Below are 18270 nucleotides of genomic sequence, written 5' to 3' on the forward strand. Positions count from 1 at the left end.
CGGTCAGTGCAGGGTGAACCAGACGGCCTTGCCGGTGCCGGTCAGCCGGCAGCCGGAGTCGGCGCTCAGCGCGCGGATCAGGATCAGGCCGCGGCCGTGCTCGGCCAGCTCGTCGTGGCACGGGGGGTCGGGCTGGGCGGGGATCAGGAGATTGAGGCCGACGGGGAAGTCCAGGCCCTGGTCGTGGACCTCGACCTGGAAGCCGTGCGGAAGCAGCTCCACGAACAGCTCGATCGCGCCCGGCGGGGTGTGCTCCACGGCGTTGGCGACGACCTCGGCGGTGAGGAGCTCCGCGGTGTCGGTGTCGGGGCCGGTGTCCTGACCGAGTTCGACCAGGACGGTACGGACCATGGCGCGCGCCAGCGGGACGGCGGCGGGGGAGTGCGGCAGGTCGATCCGCCAGACCGTCGGCCGGTCGGGGAACTCGCCTGCGGTGCGGGTGGGGCTGGTCATCGCTACTCCGATCCGGACGGGGCGGGGGCTCGCTCACCCCGATGTCCTCCACCTTAGGAATCGGACAATACGGTCAGCAGAGGCGTCCGGAAGGAGGTCGTAGGGACCAAAGGCCCGCGAGCGGACGGACCTCCTGCCCGTACCCGGCGCGGGCACCGCTCTCGTTCCGCCCGTGTCCGCGCCCCGCCTCCTCCTTGTCTCGCCCTCCTGACGACAGTCACAAACAGGTGATAACGTCGGGACGAGGAGGCCGCGCATGAGTCCGTATCCCAGCTCCGCGAGCCCCACCGGCCACTGGCGCCATCTGCGCGTCGACCGGGCCGAGGGCGTCGTCACCGTCACCTTCGACCGGCCCGAGCGGCTCAACGCACTGACCTTCGGCGCCTACGCCGACCTGCGCGACCTGCTGGCCGAGCTGGCCAGGGAGGGCGGGACCCGCGCCCTGGTCCTCGGCGGCGCGGGCCGCGGTTTCTGCTCGGGCGGCGACGTGGACGAGATCATCGGCGCCACCCTGGCCATGGGCACCGGCGAGCTGCTGGAGTTCAACCGGATGACCGGACAGGTCGTCCGGGCGATCCGCGAGGCGCCCTTCCCGGTGATCGCCGCCGTGCACGGCGTCGCCGCGGGCGCGGGCGCGGTGCTCGCCCTCGCCGCCGACTTCCGGATCGTGGAGCCCTCCGCCCGCTTCGCCTTCCTGTTCACCCGCGTCGGCCTGTCGGGCGCCGACATGGGCGCCGCGTATCTGCTGCCCCGGCTCGTCGGGCTCGGCCACGCCACCCGGCTGCTGATGCTCGGCGACAGCGTCGACGCGGCGGAGGCGGAGCGGATCGGCCTGGTCAGCCAGCCGGCGCCGGAGGGCGGCGCCGACGAGGCCGCCGCCGCGCTCGCCCGCAGGCTGGCGGCGGGCCCGGCGCTGGCCCACCAGCAGACCAAGGCGCTGCTCACCGCCGAGTTGGACATGCCGCTGGGCGCCGCCGTCGAAATGGACGCCGCGGCCCAGGCGTTGCTCATGACCAGCAGCGACTACGCCGAATTCCACGCCGCCTTCACCGCGAAGCGCGAGCCGACGTGGGAAGGCCACTAGCGATGCCGGGCGGTCACCGGACCGCGGGCGCCCGCCGTCCCGAGCGCGTCGCCGTCATCGGCGGCGGCCCCGGCGGCCTCTACGCCGCCGCGCTCCTCAAGCGCCTCGACCCGGACCGCACGGTCACGGTGTGGGAACGCGGCGCGCCCGAGGACACCTTCGGCTTCGGCGTCGTCTTCTCCGACGAGACCGTGGGCGGCATCGAGAACGCCGACCCGGCCGTCTACGCCGCCATGCGCGAGGAGTTCATCCGCTGGGAAGCGATCGACATCCGGCACCGCGACCGCCTCACCCGCTCCGGCGGCCACGGTTTCGCGGCCCTCGACCGGCGCCGGCTGCTCGCGCTGCTGTACGAGCGCTGCCGCGACCTCGGCGTGGACGTCCGCGTCCGCACCCCGGCCCCCTCCGCCGACCGGCTCGCCCTCGACCACGACCTCGTGGTGGCCGCCGACGGCGCCCACAGCGCCACCCGCGCCGCGCACGCCGACGTCTTCCGCCCCCGCCTGACCACCCACGGCTGCCGCTACATCTGGCTCTCCGCCGACCTCCCGCTCGACGCCTTCCGCTTCGAGATCCTGGAGACCCCGCACGGTGTGATGCAGGCCCACGCCTACCCGTACCGGCCGGGCGCCAGCACCTTCGTCGTCGAGATGACCGAGGACGTCTGGCGGCGCGCGGGCTTCGACCGCGAGGCCGCCGAAGCCGCCGAAGGCGCCGAGGGCGCTGTCGGCGCGGAGGGCGCAGCGAACGGGTCCGATACGGAAGCCGCCACCGCCGCCACCATCGCCGCCTGCGAAAAGCTCTTCGCCCGCCTCCTGGACGGCCGCGCCCTGCACGCCAACCGCTCCCGCTGGCAGCCCTTCACCACCGTGGTCAACGAGCGCTGGCGGCACGGCCGTACGGTCCTGCTCGGCGACGCCGCCCACACCGCGCACTTCTCCATCGGCTCCGGCACCAAGCTCGCCATGGAGGACGCCCTGGCGCTCGCCGCTTCCCTGCGCGAACAGCCCGACACCGAAACGGCGTTGGCCGCCTACGAGAGCGAGCGGCGGCCGGTGGTGGAGAGCACGCAGCGGGCGGCGCTGGCCAGTCTGGAGTGGTTCGAACGGCTCGGCAGCTACGTGGACCAGCCGCCGACACAGTTCGCGTTCAATCTGCTGACCCGCAGCCGCCGCGTCACGCACGGCAATCTGCGGCTGCGCGACCGGGAGTTCACCGACCGCGTCGAGCGCGGCTTCGGGGCGCCGCCCGGCACACCGCCGATGTTCACCCCCTTCCGGCTGCGCGGCCTGACGCTGCGCAACCGCGTCGTCGTGTCACCGATGGACATGTACGTGGCGCGGGACGGCGTGCCCGGCGACTTCCACCTCGTCCACCTGGGCGCGCGGGCCCTCGGCGGGGCCGGTCTGGTGATGACCGAGATGGTCTGCGTCAGCCCGCGCGGCCGGATCACCCCCGGCTGCACCGGCCTGTGGAACGGCCAACAGGAAGCCGCCTGGCGGCGGATCACCGATTTCGTCCACCAGCAGGGCGGCGCGGGCGGGACCGGCGCGGGTGCGAGCGGCCCGGACGGAACCGGCCCGGACGGAACCGCCGCTGGTGGGACCGGCGCCGGCGGAACCGGCACCGCCATCGGCCTCCAGCTCGGCCACAGCGGCCGCAAAGGCTCCACCCGCCTCATGTGGGACGGCATCGACCAGCCGCTCCCCGACGGCAACTGGCCGCTGGTCGCCCCCTCGCCGCTGCCGTACCGCGAAGGCGTCAACCAGGTGCCGCACGCCCTGCGCGCGGACGAACTCGCGCAGATCCGCGACCAGTTCGCGGCGGCGGCCGAGCGCGGCGCCCGCGCCGGTTTCGACCTGCTCGAACTGCACTGCGCCCACGGCTACTTGCTCTCCTCCTTCCTGTCCCCCCTGACCAATCACCGCACCGACCGCTACGGCGGCGACCTCGCGGGGCGGCTCCGCTTCCCGCTCGAAGTCCTGGACGCGGTACGGGAGTCGTGGCCGTCCGACCGGCCGCTGACGGTACGGATCTCCGCCACCGACTGGGCACCGGGCGGCGCCACGGGAGACGACGCCGTCGCCGTCGCCCGCGCGCTGGCCGAGCACGGCGCCGACGCCGTGGACGTCTCCACCGGCCAGGTCGTCGCCGACGAGCGGCCCGCCTTCGGACGCTCCTACCAGACGCCGTACGCCGACCGGATCCGTAACGAGACGGGCCTGCCGGTGATCGCGGTCGGCGCCATCTCCTCCTGGGACGACGTCAATTCCCTGCTGCTCGCGGGCCGCGCCGACCTCTGCGCGCTGGCGCGCCCGCACCTGTACGACCCGCACTGGACACTGCACGCCGCCGCCGACCAGTCCTACGAGGGCCCCGGCGCACCCTGGCCCACCCCGTACCTCGCGGGCCGCCGCCCGCCGCCCACCGGCCGTACGGACGCGCCGAAACCCCGGCTGGCGCTGGACTCCTGAGCGCAAGGGGCCTGGCTACTGGTCCGCCACGAAGCGCGCCCCCTGGTCGCGCAGTAGCACATGCAGGGCCGTGAACACCGCCGCCGAGCGGATGCCCGGCCAGTCCGCGGGCAGCAGCGCCGGGGGCAGGCCGGGGTCGGCGTACGGCAGGCGGCGCCAGGTGTCGAGCGCGCGCAGATAGTCCCCGAAGGCCCGCTCGGGCGAGGGCTCACCGGCCCCAACCTCGGACTCAACCTCGGCCTCGGACTCAGCCCCGGCCCCGGACTCGGCCGACCACCTCCCCAGCACCGGCTCGTGCGCCGCCAGGAAGGTGTGGTGCAGCGCGGCCAGCGCGTCCAGATCCCACCAGCGCCGTACCGCCTCCTCGGTCGCGGTGAAACCGAGGTGCGCGCCGCGGAACAGGTCGACGTACGGGGCCAGTTCGAGCCGCCGCAGCACGTGCCGGGTCTCCTCGTGCAGCGCGCCGGGCGCCACCCACACACCGGGCGCGGCCGTACCGAAGCCGAGACCGGCCAGCCGGGACCGCAGCAGATGCCGCTTGTGCCGCTCGGACTCCGGCACCGAGAAGACGGCGAGCAGCCAGTCCTCCGGGTCGGGATCGGGCGCGGCGCCGACCCCGTAGATCCGCCCGTCGCCGTCCGCGAGCAGCAGCCGCGCGTCGTCGGACAGCGCGTACGCGGCGGCCCCGCCGACCCGGTCGGGCACGAGGAGGCCGCGCCGCTTGAGCCGGGAGACCGCGGACCGGACCGACGGCGGGTCCACGCCCACCGCCCCCATCAGCCGGATGAGCGCGGCCACCGGCACCCGGCCCGCCAACTCCGCGCGCCCGTAGGCGCCGTAGAAGGTGAGGATCAGGGAACTCGGTGTGTGCTGCTCGGTCACATGATCACCCTAGGGCGTCTCAGTCCAGGTCGCGCAGCCGGAAGCGCTGGAGCTTGCCGGTGGGCGTACGGGGGAGCGCGGGCACGAAACGGATCTCGCGCGGCGCCTTGTACGGCACGATCACACTCTTGGCGAAGTCCCGCAGCGCGCCCGCCGCCCGGTCCCCGCCGTCCACGCCCTCGTGCAGGACGACGAACGCCCGGACGATCTGCCCGCGCTCCTCGTCCGGCACCCCGATCACCGCCGCCTCCCGCACGTCCGGGTGCCGCAGCAGCGCCTCCTCGACCTCGGGCCCCGCGATGTTGTACCCGGCCGAGATGATCATGTCATCGGCGCGCGCCACATAGCGGAAGTAGCCGTCGGCGTCCCGGACGTAGGTGTCGCCGGTCAGATTCCAGCCGTCGCGCACGTACTCCGTCTGGCGTTCGTCGGCCAGATACCGGCAGCCGGTCGGTCCGCGCACGGCCAGCAGCCCCGGCTCGCCGTCCGGCACCGGCCGCAGGCGCTCGTCCACGATCCGCGCGGTGTAGCCGGGCACCGGCAGCCCGGTCGCGCCGGGCCGGGCCGCGTCGTCGGCGGCGGAGATGAAGATGTGCAGCAGCTCCGTCGCCCCGATCCCGTTGATCAGCCGCAGTCCGGTCCGCTCGTGCCAGTCCATCCAGGTCGCGGCGGGCAGATTCTCTCCCGCGGACACGCAGCGGCGCAGCGACGAGACGTCGTACGACGGCAGGTCGCCGAGCATGGCGCGGTACGCGGTCGGCGCGGTGAACAGCACGCTGACCCGGTGCTTCTCGACCGCTGCCAGCAGCTCCTCCGGTCCGGCCCGCTCCAGCAGCAGCGAGGACGCGCCCGCGCGCAGCGGGAAGACCACCAGGCCGCCGAGTCCGAAGGTGAAGCCCAGCGGCGGGCTGCCGGTGAAGACGTCCTCGGGCACCGGGCGCAGCACCCGCGCGGAGAAGGTGTCCGCTATGGCCAGCACATCGCGGTGGAAGTGCATGCAGCCCTTGGGGTGCCCGGTCGTGCCCGAGGTGAAGGCGATCAGCGCCACGTCGTCCGCCGAGGTCGGCACCGCCTCGTACGTCTCGGCGCGCCCCTCGGCCAGCCGCAGCAGATCGTCGTCGCCGGTACCGCCGTACGGGGTGATGCGCAGCCCCGGCACGCGCGCCGCCGTCAGCTCCTCCAGAAACGCGGCGTCGCACAGCGCGTGCGAGACGCGGGCGATCCGGCCCACCTCCGCCAGCTCGTGCGCGCGCTGCGCGGCCAGGACGGTGACGGCCACCGCGCCCGCCTCCAGCACGGCGAGCCAGCAGGCGACCAGCCAGGGGGTGGTCGGGCCGCGCAGCAGCACGCGGTTGCCGGGGACGACGCCCAGCTCGTCGGTGAGGACGTGCGCGATCCTGGCGGTCGTCGCGCGCAGCTCGGCGTACGTCCACTCCGAGCCGTCGGGCAGCCGGAGGCAGGGGGCGTCGGGGCGTCCGGTGGCGAGGAGTTCGGCGGCGCAGTTGAGCCGATCGGGGTAGCGGAGACCGCCGTCGGCTCCGGGGCCTTCACCGAGGGCGTCGCGGTCGTCGCCGTCGTCGCCGTCGAGGCAGTCGAGGCGCGGCCACTGGTCGGACGGCGGAAGGTGATCGCGCGCGAAGGTGTCCACATGGGCTGACGGCAGCAGGTCCATGGCGACAGTGCCCCTCGACGAGTAAGCATCCAGCGGACGATTTCAGCGTAACGTGTTGATGACGGCAGTCAACAGGACGCGATAAAGCTGGGAGGCGGGGCGATGGAGGACGGGGTTTCCCGCGGTGCGGATTCCGACGGTCCGGCGGCCGGGGGCGGCGCCGGTGGAGGCGGTGGCACCGGTGGCGGTGGCATCGGTGGCGGTGGCATCGGTAGGGGCGGCGGCGCCGGTGGCGCCGGTGGCACCCGTGTGGCGTTCACCCTCGACCCGGCACGGGCGGCCTGGGCGGACCGGATCAGGGCGCTCGCGGCGGAACGCCTGAAACCGCTGGCCGAGGCCGGTGAGCCGGGCCGCGTCAACCGGCCGCTGCTGGCCGAACTCGGCGCGCTCGGACTCCTGGCCCGCGTGCTGCCGGGAGTCGGCGCCCCGGTCTCCGCCCTCGATCTCTGTGTACTGCGGGAATCGCTGGCGCGCGAGTGCACCGAGGCCGAGACCGCCCTCGCCCTCCAGGGCCTGGGCGCCCACCCGCTGCTCACCGCGCCCGCCGTCGCCGAGCGCTGGCTGCCCGAGGTGACCTCGGGCCGGGCCGTCGCCGCCTTCGCGCTCACCGAACCGGGCGCGGGCTCCGACGCGGCGGCGCTGTCCCTGGCCGCCGAGCCGGACGGCGCGGGCCGCTGGCGGCTGACCGGCGAGAAGTGCTGGATCTCCAACGCGCCCGAGGCCGACATCCTCACCGTCTTCGCCCGGACGGCCCCCGGGCCGGGCCCCGGCGGCAGCGGCGCGCGCGGTGTCACCGCCTTCGCCGTCCCCGCCGACCGCCCCGGCCTGACCGGCGAACACCTCGACATGCTCTCGCCGCACCCCATCGGACGGCTGGTCTTCGACGGCGTCCCGGTCGGCGCCGACGACCTCCTCGGCGTGCCCGACCACGGCTTCCGTACCGCCATGGCCACCCTCGACCTCTTCCGGCCCAGCGTCGGCGCCTTCGCGGTCGGCATGGCGCAGGCCGCACTCGACGCGGCCGTCGCGCACGCGGGTGAACGCACCGCGTTCGGCGGCCCGTTGAAGGACCTCCAGGCCGTCGCGCACCCGCTCGCCGAGATGGCCACCCGCACCGAGGCCGCCCGGCTGCTGGTCCACGCGGCGGCCACCGCGTACGACACCGGCGCCGCCGACCTGACCGCCCGCGCGGCGATGGCCAAGCTCTACGCCACCGAGACCGCGCAGTACGTGGTCGACGCCGCCCTCCAGATCCACGGCGCCCGCGCACTGCGCCGCGGCCACCTGCTCGAACACCTCTACCGCGAGGTGCGCGCCCCGCGGATCTACGAGGGTGCCACCGAGGTCCAACGGACCATCATCGCCAGGGAGTTGTACCGATGAGCCTGCGCCGTATCAACCCCGCCGAACTCTCGCCGCCCACCGGCTTCTCGCACGCCGTCACCGCCACCGGCCGCAGCCTGGTGATGCTCGCGGGCCAGACCGCGCTGGACTCCTCCGGCGCGGTCGTCGGCGACGGCCTGCCCGCCCAGTTCGAGCGCGCCCTCGCCAATCTGCTGACCGCCCTGCGCGCGGCGGGCGGCACCCCGGCCGATCTCGCCCGGCTCACCGTGCACACCACCGACGTCACCGCGTATCGCGCGTGCGCCGCCGAACTGGGCCGGATCTGGCGGGAATCGGCGGGCCGGGACTATCCGGCGATGGCGGTGATCGGGGTGGTCGGACTCTGGGACGAACAGGCCCTGGTGGAACTGGACGGCATCGCGGTGCTGCCGTAACGCCCTTCCTCGCGTAACCCCCTTCCTCGCCTAACCCCCTTCCTGGGCTGCGGACTTGGCGGCACTACGCGTCCACGCCGGTCCGATAGCTCTCGCGCGTCCACGCGCGGGCCCGGTCGGTGAGGGTGAAGCCGAGGCCGGGGCGGTCGGACAGGTGCATACGGCCGTCCCGGATCTCCAGCCGCTCGTTGAACAGCGGTTCGAGCCACTCGAAGTGCTCGACCCACGGCTCGTGCGGGTAGGCGGCGGCCAGGTGGAGATGGATCTCCATGGCGAAGTGCGGGGCGAGTTGCAGCCGGTGGTGGTCGGCCAGCGCGGCCAGCTTGAGGAACTGCGTGATCCCGCCGACGCGCGGCGCGTCCGGCTGGATGATGTCGCAGGCCCGCGCGTCGATCAGCGCCACGTGCTCCGCGACACTGGCCAGCATCTCCCCGGTGGCGATCGGCGTGTCCAGCGCGGCGGCCAGCGCGGCGTGCCCCTCCGCGTCGTACGCGTCCAGCGGCTCCTCGATCCAGGTGAGCCCGAACGACTCCAGCGCCCGCCCCAGCCGCGCCGCCGTCGGCCGGTCCCACTGCTGGTTGGCGTCCACCATCAGCGGTACGCCGTCGCCGAGATGGGCCCGTACCGCTGCGAGCCGCTTGAGGTCCTCGGCGCTGTCCGGCTGCCCCACCTTGATCTTGACGCCGCCGATCCCGCGCTCCAGCGAGGCCGTCGCGTTCTCCATCACCTGCTCGACGGGCGTGTGCAGAAAGCCGCCGGAGGTGTTGTAGCACCGCACCGAATCCCGGTGCGCGCCCAGCAGTTTGGCCAGCGGCAGGCCCGCCCGCTTCGCCTTCAGATCCCACAGCGCGATGTCGAACGCGGCGATCGCCTGCGTGGCCAGGCCACTTCGGCCCACCGAGGCGCCCGCCCACACCAGCTTCTCCCACAGCCGCCCGATGTCGTTGGGGTCCTCGCCCACCAACTCCCCGGCCACCTCCCGCGCGTGCGCGAACTGCCCCGGACCGCCGGCCCGCTTGGAGTAACCGAACCCGATCCCCTCGTGCCCGTCCTCCGTCCCGATCTCCGCGAAGAGCAGCGCGACCTCCGTCATCGCCTTCTGCACCCCCGTCAGCACCTTGGCGTCGCTCACCGGCACCGCCAGCGGCAGATAGACGGACGACAATCTGACCGACCGGATCCGGTCACCGGCGGGCGGTATCGACACCACGGAAATCCTCCCGATCGCATATCTAAACGCCAAGCGCATCCCTGAACGCGCCCAGCATACGACCAGCCGCCGCACCCCGCACCGACCCGCTCAACAGCAGGTCAGTCGGGGTGCGGTGGCATCCGTGTGTCAGATGTCGCGGAAGATCTCGATCTGGGCGCCGATGGAGTTGAGACGCTCGGCGAGGTCTTCGTAGCCGCGGTTGATGACGTAGACGTTGCGGAGGACGGAGGTGCCTTCGGCGGCCATCATGGCGAGCAGGACGACGACGGCGGGGCGCAGGGCCGGGGGGCACATCATCTCGGCGGCGCGCCAGCGGGTGGGGCCCTCGACCAGGACGCGGTGCGGGTCGAGGAGCTTGACGGCCGCGCCGAGGCGGGTCAGTTCGGTGAGGTAGATGGCGCGGTTGTCGTAGACCCAGTCGTGGATGAGGGTCGAGCCCTGGGCGGTGGCGGCGATGGCCGCGAAGAAGGGGACGTTGTCGATGTTGAGCCCGGGGAACGGCATCGGGTGGATCTTGTCGATGGGGGAGCGCAGCTTGGACGGGCGGACGGTGAGGTCCACCAGCCGGGTGCGGCCGTTGTCGGCGCGGTACTCGGGAGTCAGCTCGTGGTCGAGCCCCATCTCCTCCAGCACGGCCAGCTCGATCTCCATGAACTCGATCGGCACCCGCCGGATCGTCAGCTCCGACTCGGTGACGACGGCCGCGGCCAGCAGGCTCATCGCCTCGACCGGGTCCTCGGACGGCGCGTAGTCCACGTCGCGGTCGATCGAGGAGACGCCGTGCACGGTGAGCGTCGTCGTACCGATGCCGTCGACGCGGACGCCCAGTTCCTCCAGGAAGAAGCAGAGGTCCTGGACCATGTAGTTGGAGCTGGCGTTGCGGATGACGGTGACGCCGTCGTGCCGGGCGGCGGCCAGCAGCGCGTTCTCGGTCACCGTGTCGCCGCGCTCGGTCAGCACGATCGGCCGGGTCGGGGTGACGCTCCGGTCGACCTCCGCGTGGTACGTGCCGTCCGTCGCGGTGATGTCCAGGCCGAAGTGGCGCAGCGCGTTCATGTGCGGCTGGACCGTACGGGTGCCGAGGTCGCAGCCGCCCGCGTACGGGATGCGGAAGCGGTCGGTGCGGTGCAGCAGCGGCCCGAGGAACATGATCACACTGCGGGTGCGCCGCGCGGCCTCGGTGTCCATCGAGTCCAGGTCGAGGCTGGCGGGCGGCACGATCTCCAGGTCGTTGCCGTCGTTGATCCAGCGGGCGCGGACGCCGATGCTGCCCAGCACCTCCAGGATCCGGTAGACCTCCTCGATCCTGGCCACCCGGCGCAGCGTGGTGCGCCCGGCGTTCAGCAGGGTCGCGCACAGCAGGGCCACGCAGGCGTTCTTGCTCGTCTTGACGTCTATGGCGCCGGACAGGCGACGCCCGCCGACCACCCGCAGATGCATGGGGCCCGCGTAGCCGAGGGAGACGATCTCGCTGTCCAGCGCTTCGCCGATGCGGGCGATCATCTCAAGACTGATGTTCTGGTTGCCGCGCTCGATACGGTTGACTGCGCTCTGGCTGGTCCCGAGAGCCTCGGCGAGCTGGGACTGTGTCCAGCCTCTGTGTTGCCTGGCGTCCCGGATGAGCCTGCCGATACGTACGAGGTAGTCGTCGGTCATATCGCCGAGGCTATCTCACATATGAGATGCGGCAACCGCAGATCGGCCGTCCGTGACGGACCCCACTCCCGCCGCGTGCCATCCGGCGTACGCCAGCGCGTGCCGCCCGTGCCCGCACCCGCGACCGCCATCACCGTACTCGCGGGTCACGGCCGCGCAACCCGGAGCGCCGCCCGGCCCACCATCCGACCGCGGAACCCGGTCCCGCAACCCGACCGCGCGGCCCCGGCCCCCGCGGCCCGATGCGCACGCCCCGGCCACGCGCCGCCGCGGCGTACGGCACACTTCCGATCATGCTCACGCGCATACGTTCCCCACGGCCCACGCGGCCCCGGCCCGCGCACCGCGCGGCCGGTGCGGGACTGGCCGTCGCCGTACTCGCCCTGGCCGGAGCGCTCGCCGGGTGCGGCGGCGGCGCGGGCCCCTCGCGGGACCAGCCGAAGCTGCCCTTCGGGTGGTCGCCGAGCGGACCCTCCCGGACACCCCCGACCCGGGCGGAGACGACGGGCGCCACGGCCACGCGGGGTACGGGATCGCCCTCGGCCGGCTCGACGTTCGCGCTCACGGCGCCGCCGACGCGCGCCGGCGCGACCGCGGTGACGCCTGGCGTGAGCGGAAACGCGCGCACATGCCCGACCCCCGGACACCCGTATCGCGTGTGCGGCCACTACACGCTGGTCCGGCCGACGATCGACCCGTCCGCGCCGTGCGTCGACAGCGATCAGGGGGTCCACGGCGGCACGACGTATGTGTGCGTCTACGGCTCCTGGGTGGAGCTGCCGAAGGTCCCGACACCGGCCACGCCGACGTAGCGCGGCCGGTGCCCGCTACCGCCCGTGCGGTACGAAGATCCGCTCGTCGTCGGCCGCGGCCCGCGGCGCCGGAATCCGGCGGCGCGCCACCCACCGCGGCGTACGCGGCAGGACCGCGGCCAGCAGGCAGCACACCGCCATGCCGAGCAGCCCGGTGACGACGCCGAGCTTGGTGGCCAGGGAGACCTGCGGCAGGACGAACACGGCGATGTCGAGGCCGAAGGACGCGGCGCTCACCACCGTCAGCGCCGCCGCGACACGGTTCAGCCGGGCGTCCAGCGCCTCCGCGCGCTGCGAGGACGCGGCCAGCAGGGAGTTGCTGACGTAACCGAGGAGCTTGTCGGCGCGCTCCTGGGTGTCGTCGAGCCCGATCACCTGGCGCGCGGAGAGATAACTGGCCCGGTGCGCCTGCGTCGACTCGATCCGGTAGCCGTCGAGATGGTGGAAGTCGGCCCACAGGCCGTCGAGGAACCGCCGGAAGGCGTGCACATCGGTGGTCTCGGGGTGGCCGTGCGCCAGGTCGGCCAGCACCCACCGCCCGGCGACGAGCGCGCCCACCAGCAGCGACTGCTGCGCCACCGCGATGTCCGTGGGCTCGGTCATGGTCAGCAGATCGTGCAGCGGCGTCGCCGGATCGCGGTCCCAGGCGTAGGTGTACGGCAGCAGGATCCGGCAGTCGGGGCCCGATATCAGCGCGGGCACCCGTGCGTCGGCCGCCCACGGCGGGTCCCGCGTCACGAAGTGGCAGTTGTAGCGCGCCGATTGACGGTCGATCGGCGAACCCGCCCCGGTCAGCGCGAGATCGGGCCGCAGTGCGATCTCCTGGACTAGACCACTGGCGACGGCCGCGGCCAGCACCGCCGTCAGGATCGGCGCGTCCGCCTCGCGCAGCGCCTGGTTGACGGTCGCGTCGAGCGCGTCGAGGTCGTGCAGCGCCATCGGCCGCAGATCGGCCTCGTGCCGCAGCGCGTAGACCACCAGCACCGTGCCCGCGGTCAGGATGCGCGCGTGGCAGGCCACGATCTCCGTGCCCGGCAGGCTGATCGCCGGTCCGACCATGCCGGTCAGGTCCATCTCGATGGTGGTGTCCGGGTTGTACGCCAGCGACCGCAGGCCCCCGACCACCGGCCGTAACTCGCCGTGGCCCGGCACCGCGACCAGCTCCAACGAGCTGACGGGGGAGCGGTGGTGCAGCGGATACGCCCGGCTCTGGAGATGCAGCACCTCGCTCGCGCCGAAGCTCATGCCGCCGCTCGCGCCGCTTCTCGCGCCGCTTCTCGCGCCGCTTCTCGCGCCGCTTCTCGTGCCGCCGCTCGTGCCGCTTCTCGCGCCGCCGCTCATGCCGCCGCGCCCGCGCGGCCGGTGCCGGAGCCGGGGGTCCAGGAGACCGCCACGTACTCCGGGATCAGGTCGGACTCGCTCACCGACACCCCGCCCAGATAACGGCGTTGCAGATCCTCGGGGCCCCGGTCCTCGATCGCCGTGCCCAGCAGCGACTCCAGCTCGTCGTGCGTGAGATGGCTCGCGTCCGCGGGCACCGACCTGCGCAGGAACCAGTCGCGCTGCTCGGCCAGGACACGGCAGCCCGCCGCCGCCGCGGGCCAGTAGCTGACCGCGGTCACCGCCGTCGTACCGAAACCGGCGCCCAGCGTCACCACCGACCGTGCCGCGTCCCCCGGCAGATAGAAGACGACGCCCTCCGCGACGTACGCGACCGGCCGACCGGCCGCCAACTCGCGTGCGGCGGAGGTCACTTCGGCGCGGCCCTGCGCGCTGTTCAGATCGGCCGCGAGATGCCGCACCTCGCGCTCCGGCGCGACACCGGACGCCGTCAGCTCCGCCGCCCGCCGCCGCTTGGCCGCCGCCATCTCCGGCAGGTCCACCTCCAGCGCCGCGGGGAACGGCAGCAGCCAGGGATACGAGGAGAAACCGGCCCCGCACACCACGAGCACCGTGTCCGGGTCGGCGCGCAGCGCCCGCGCGAGGGTGTCGGCGATGTAGCGTCCGCGCAGCGACACCACCAGGTCGTCGTGCGGGTACACCTCGTCGGCGAACTCCCGCCACAACTCCCTCACCGCGGGCCGGTCACCGTCCGGAATCCACGCGCCCGCCAGAGGATCCTCGGCGAGGTCGGGCTTGCGCGCCCGCGACTCGTTGACCAGATACGCGGTCAGTTCGACCCCACCGTGCTGCATGACCCGTCGACCCCCGAGTGTGTGACGTTGCGTCACCCACCTTGGTATCACGTCCCGTTGCCGTTGTGGATCTCCCCGTCGGCCGCACGAAGGGTCCCGCGGGTCAGGTCCGCAGTCGCGCCAACTCCGCTTCCCTGGCGTCGATGTACGGTCCGAGGTCGGTCACGGTCGCCAACCGGACCTGTCCGATGGGCACGTGGTGCCCGACGACGGTGACCATGACGGATTCCGCGTCCGCGTCCGCATCCGCATCCGCATCCGCATCCGCATCCGCATCCGCGTCGGCGTCCGTACCGGCATCCGCCACCGCCTCGATCCGCGCCGCCCACCACGTCCCTTCCGTCAGCACATCGGCCGCCCGCGGCGCACCGTCCACGACGACCTCCGCCCGCGACATACGGCCCGCCCCGGCCTCCCGCGCCGAAGGGTCCTCGTCCGCCCGCGGGTACCCGTCCCGCTCCAGCCGCAGCGACTCGGCCAGGCTCACCGGCTCGGCGTCACGCACCGCGCTGGTCACCCAGACCGCCGCCTCGTCCTGCCCCAGCCGTCCGTGCCGCACGCTGATCCGCTGCCATACGTCGTCTCTTCTGTGGCCCTCGGCGAACCACGCCGGTTCCGGCGCGGGACCGGTCACCGCGCACACCTGGAAAGGCGGCGCCCCGCGCAGCGCGGCCATCCGCCGCGCCGCCTCGGCCAGGACCGCCGCGACCCTCGCGCCCTCGTTCTCCGTCGCATACCGCATGAGGGCATTGTCCCGGCACCCGTCAAGCGGGCACACCCCCGCGCGAGGCCCGCGCCCCGTCCCGCGTCCGACCCGCGGCACGGCACACCCGTCGGTCACGCCGTCGGTCACGCCCGTCCGACCCGGCGCGCGCCACGCCGCCGTCCCCGGGCGGGCCGGGCATGACCCAGCGGCGGTCATGTACTAGAGTTATCTCGACATCGAGATATCTGCTGAGGCGTACGACGACCGCACCGCACGAGGTAAGGGTTACCTAACCAGAGCCCACCTTAGCGGACCGGCCGGCGGGCATGTCACCGACATGCGGCCGGGCCGGGGGACCGCGGTGGTACGCGCGCAATGACGCAAGACGACGCATGAAGGAGACTGTCGTGTCGGCGAACAGCTTCGACGCCCGCAGCACGCTGCGCGTGGGCGACGAGTCGTACGAGATCTTCCGGCTGGACAAGGTGGCGGGCGCGGCCCGGCTGCCGTACAGCCTGAAGGTGCTGCTGGAGAACCTGCTGCGTACCGAGGACGGCGCGAACATCACCGCCGACCACATCCGGGCGCTGGGCGGCTGGGACTCCCAGGCCCAGCCGAGCCAGGAGATCCAGTTCACGCCGGCCCGCGTGATCATGCAGGACTTCACGGGTGTGCCCTGCGTCGTGGACCTGGCCACCATGCGCGAGGCCGTCAAGGAGCTCGGCGGCGACGCCGCCCGGATCAACCCGCTCGCCCCGGCCGAGCTGGTCATCGACCACTCGGTGATCGCCGACCGCTTCGGCACCGCCGACTCCTTCGCGCAGAACGTGGAGCTGGAGTACGGCCGCAACAAGGAGCGCTACCAGTTCCTGCGCTGGGGCCAGACCGCGTTCGACGAGTTCAAGGTCGTCCCGCCCGGCACCGGCATCGTTCACCAGGTGAACATCGAGCACCTGGCCCGTACCGTCATGGTCCGCGGCGGCCAGGCGTACCCGGACACCCTGGTCGGCACCGACTCGCACACCACCATGGTCAACGGCCTCGGCGTGCTCGGCTGGGGCGTCGGCGGCATCGAGGCCGAGGCCGCGATGCTGGGCCAGCCGGTGTCCATGCTGATCCCGCGGGTCGTCGGCTTCAAGCTGACCGGCGAGCTGCCCACCGGCACCACCGCCACCGACCTGGTGCTGACCATCACCGAGATGCTGCGCAAGCACGGCGTGGTCGGCAAGTTCGTGGAGTTCTACGGCGAGGGCGTCGGCGCCACGTCGCTGGCCAACCGCGCCACCATCGGCAACATGTCGCCGGAGTTCGGCTCCACCGCGGCGATCTTCCCGATCGACGAGGAGACGCTGAAGTACCTGCGGCTGACCGGCCGGGACGCGCAGCAGGTCGCGCTGGTCGAGGCGTACGCCAAGGAGCAGGGCCTGTGGCTGGACCCGGCCGCCGAGCCGGACTTCTCCGAGAAGCTGGAGCTGGACCTCGCCACCGTCGTCCCGTCGATCGCCGGGCCCAAGCGCCCGCAGGACCGTATCGTCCTGGCGAACGCCTCCCAGCAGTTCGCCCGCGACGTGCGCAACTACGTGACCGACGACGAGGAGGCGGGCAAGGAGTCCTTCCCGGCCTCCGACTCCCCGGCCACCCACAACGGCGTGCCGACCAAGCCGACCGTGGTGACCGCCCCCGACGGCAGCACGTACGAGATCGACCACGGCGCCGTCACCGTCGCCGCGATCACCTCGTGCACCAACACCTCGAACCCGTACGTGATGGTCGCCGCCGCCCTGGTCGCCAAGAAGGCGGTCGAGCGCGGTCTGACCCGCAAGCCGTGGGTGAAGACGACGCTGGCGCCCGGCTCCAAGGTCGTCACGGACTACTTCGACAAGGCGGGCCTGACCCCGTACCTGGACAAGCTCGGCTTCAACCTGGTCGGTTACGGCTGCACCACCTGCATCGGCAACTCGGGCCCGCTGCCCGAGGAGGTCTCCAAGGCGGTCAACGAGGCGGACCTCGCGGTCGCCGCGGTGCTCTCGGGCAACCGCAACTTCGAGGGCCGGATCAACCCGGACGTCAAGATGAACTACCTGGCGTCGCCGCCGCTGGTCGTCGCGTACGCCATCGCGGGCTCGATGAAGGTGAACATCACCGAGGACGTCCTCGGCACCGACACCGACGGCAAGCCGGTCCGCCTCCAGGACATCTGGCCGACCGAGGCCGAGGTCAACGACGTGGTCGCGTCCGCGATCGGCCAGGACATGTTCAACGAGTCCTACCGCGACGTCTTCGCGGGCGACGCGCAGTGGCAGGCGCTGTCGATCCCGACCGGCGACACCTTCGAGTGGGACCCGCAGTCCACCTACGTCCGCAAGCCCCCGTACTTCGAGGGCATGACGATGGAGACCACCCCGGTCACCGACATCGAGGGCGCCCGCGTCCTGGCCAAGCTCGGCGACTCGGTCACCACCGACCACATCTCCCCGGCCGGCGCGATCAAGGCCGACACCCCGGCGGGCAAGTACCTCACCGGACACGGCGTCGACCGCCGCGACTTCAACAGCTACGGCTCGCGCCGCGGCAACCACGAGGTCATGATCCGCGGCACCTTCGCCAACATCCGGCTGCGCAACCAGATCGCGCCGGGCACCGAGGGCGGCTACACCCGCGACTTCACCCAGGCGGACGGCCCGGTCGCCTTCATCTACGACGCCTCGCGCAACTACATCGAGCAGGGCGTGCCGCTGGTCGTCCTGGCGGGCAAGGAGTACGGCTCCGGCTCGTCCCGCGACTGGGCGGCCAAGGGCACCGCGCTGCTCGGCGTCAAGGCGGTCGTCGCGGAGTCCTACGAGCGCATCCACCGCTCCAACCTGATCGGCATGGGCGTGCTGCCGCTCCAGTACCCCGAGGGCGCCTCCGCGGCCTCCCTGGGGCTCACGGGCGAGGAGACGTTCGCCATCTCCGGCGTGACCGAGCTGAACGACGGCACGACCCCGCGCACGGTGAAGGTCACCACCGACACCGGCGTGGAGTTCGACGCCGTTGTCCGGATCGACACCCCCGGAGAGGCCGACTACTACCGCAACGGCGGCATCATGCAGTACGTATTGCGGTCGCTGATCCGCAAGTAACGATCAAGTGACGTTCCGCTACGGCGGATACGCAGAAGAAACCGCAGGCGGGCCGCGCTCCTCTCAGGGGAGTGCGGCCCGTCCGCTTATGTCCGTACATGCAGACCGGCTCGGCCCGGTTCGGTCTTCACTACTTGAACGCACTTCCGTGACAGTCGTGTTGACTAGTGAATACAAGATCCGGCGCGCTCGGGATCGGTGAGACATCCCACGTTTCGCGGAG

14 protein-coding genes are annotated in these 18270 nt (G+C 72.8%); 6 read left to right on the plus strand and 8 right to left on the minus strand.

What is annotated here, in order from left to right; genetic code table 11:
• Nucleotides 1-3: 3 nt before the first annotated feature.
• Nucleotides 4-453, minus strand: coding sequence for an ATP-binding protein (locus ACIO6U_RS30285; RefSeq protein WP_355338580.1), 450 nt, complete (start codon nt 451-453; stop codon nt 4-6).
• 256 nt (nt 454-709) lie between these two features.
• Here ACIO6U_RS30285 and ACIO6U_RS30290 point away from each other — a divergent pair, with 256 nt between their 5' ends.
• A complete protein-coding gene (locus tag ACIO6U_RS30290; RefSeq protein WP_401723936.1) occupies nt 710-1537 on the plus strand; it encodes an enoyl-CoA hydratase family protein in 828 nt (275 codons plus the stop codon).
• A gap of 2 nt (nt 1538-1539) precedes the next feature.
• Nucleotides 1540-4011 carry an FAD-dependent monooxygenase gene (locus ACIO6U_RS30295; RefSeq protein ID WP_401723939.1) on the plus strand — a complete coding sequence of 824 codons (2472 nt, stop codon included), beginning with the start codon at nt 1540-1542 and terminating at the stop codon, nt 4009-4011.
• Between the two features lie 15 nt (nt 4012-4026).
• On the opposite strand, the gene ACIO6U_RS30300 is transcribed toward ACIO6U_RS30295, so the two are convergent.
• Together ACIO6U_RS30300 and ACIO6U_RS30305 are read right to left on the minus strand one after the other, a co-directional pair.
• Nucleotides 4027-4893: a PaaX family transcriptional regulator C-terminal domain-containing protein gene (locus tag ACIO6U_RS30300; RefSeq protein ID WP_401723941.1), complete on the minus strand. Its 867-nt coding sequence runs from the start codon at nt 4891-4893 to the stop codon at nt 4027-4029.
• Between the two features lie 19 nt (nt 4894-4912).
• Nucleotides 4913-6565, minus strand: a complete 1653-nt coding sequence (locus tag ACIO6U_RS30305) for an AMP-binding protein (protein ID WP_401723944.1) — start codon at nt 6563-6565, stop codon at nt 4913-4915.
• Nucleotides 6566-6814: 249 nt separating this feature from the next.
• Between ACIO6U_RS30305 and ACIO6U_RS30310 the strand changes: the two genes are divergently transcribed.
• Both ACIO6U_RS30310 and ACIO6U_RS30315 read left to right on the plus strand, forming a co-directional pair.
• Nucleotides 6815-7948, plus strand: a complete 1134-nt coding sequence (locus ACIO6U_RS30310) for an acyl-CoA dehydrogenase family protein (RefSeq protein ID WP_401723946.1) — start codon at nt 6815-6817, stop codon at nt 7946-7948.
• Nucleotides 7945-8343, plus strand: coding sequence for a Rid family hydrolase (locus ACIO6U_RS30315; protein WP_391048820.1), 399 nt, complete (start codon nt 7945-7947; stop codon nt 8341-8343). The genes ACIO6U_RS30310 and ACIO6U_RS30315 overlap by 4 nt, the downstream gene beginning before the upstream one ends.
• A 64-nt stretch (nt 8344-8407) precedes the next feature.
• On the opposite strand, the gene ACIO6U_RS30320 is transcribed toward ACIO6U_RS30315, so the two are convergent.
• Nucleotides 8408-9550: a mandelate racemase/muconate lactonizing enzyme family protein gene (locus tag ACIO6U_RS30320; protein ID WP_401723950.1), complete on the minus strand. Its 1143-nt coding sequence runs from the start codon at nt 9548-9550 to the stop codon at nt 8408-8410.
• 132 nt (nt 9551-9682) lie between these two features.
• Nucleotides 9683-11212 carry a UDP-N-acetylglucosamine 1-carboxyvinyltransferase gene (locus tag ACIO6U_RS30325; protein ID WP_355338602.1) on the minus strand — a complete coding sequence of 510 codons (1530 nt, stop codon included), beginning with the start codon at nt 11210-11212 and terminating at the stop codon, nt 9683-9685.
• Nucleotides 11213-11505: 293 nt separating this feature from the next.
• Here ACIO6U_RS30325 and ACIO6U_RS30330 point away from each other — a divergent pair, with 293 nt between their 5' ends.
• A complete protein-coding gene (locus ACIO6U_RS30330; protein WP_401723953.1) occupies nt 11506-12024 on the plus strand; it encodes a hypothetical protein in 519 nt (172 codons plus the stop codon).
• Nucleotides 12025-12039: 15 nt separating this feature from the next.
• Here ACIO6U_RS30330 and ACIO6U_RS30335 read toward each other — a convergent pair whose 3' ends face one another.
• The 3 genes from ACIO6U_RS30335 to ACIO6U_RS30345 form a co-directional block, all read right to left on the minus strand.
• Nucleotides 12040-13269 (minus strand): hypothetical protein, encoded by a 1230-nt coding sequence (locus ACIO6U_RS30335; protein ID WP_401723956.1) that lies wholly within the window; start codon nt 13267-13269, stop codon nt 12040-12042.
• A gap of 92 nt (nt 13270-13361) precedes the next feature.
• Nucleotides 13362-14219, minus strand: coding sequence for a class I SAM-dependent methyltransferase (locus tag ACIO6U_RS30340; protein ID WP_391048788.1), 858 nt, complete (start codon nt 14217-14219; stop codon nt 13362-13364).
• 103 nt (nt 14220-14322) lie between these two features.
• Entirely contained in the window at nt 14323-14961 is a 639-nt protein-coding gene (locus ACIO6U_RS30345; protein WP_401723959.1) for a hypothetical protein, read from the minus strand.
• 371 nt (nt 14962-15332) lie between these two features.
• Between ACIO6U_RS30345 and acnA the strand changes: the two genes are divergently transcribed.
• Nucleotides 15333-18047, plus strand: a complete 2715-nt coding sequence (acnA, locus tag ACIO6U_RS30350; RefSeq protein WP_355338617.1) for an aconitate hydratase AcnA — start codon at nt 15333-15335, stop codon at nt 18045-18047.
• The last annotated feature ends 223 nt before the right edge of the window (nt 18048-18270 follow it).

Source organism: Streptomyces sp. NPDC087422 (assembly GCF_044744145.1).
Taxonomy (GTDB): domain Bacteria; phylum Actinomycetota; class Actinomycetes; order Streptomycetales; family Streptomycetaceae; genus Actinacidiphila.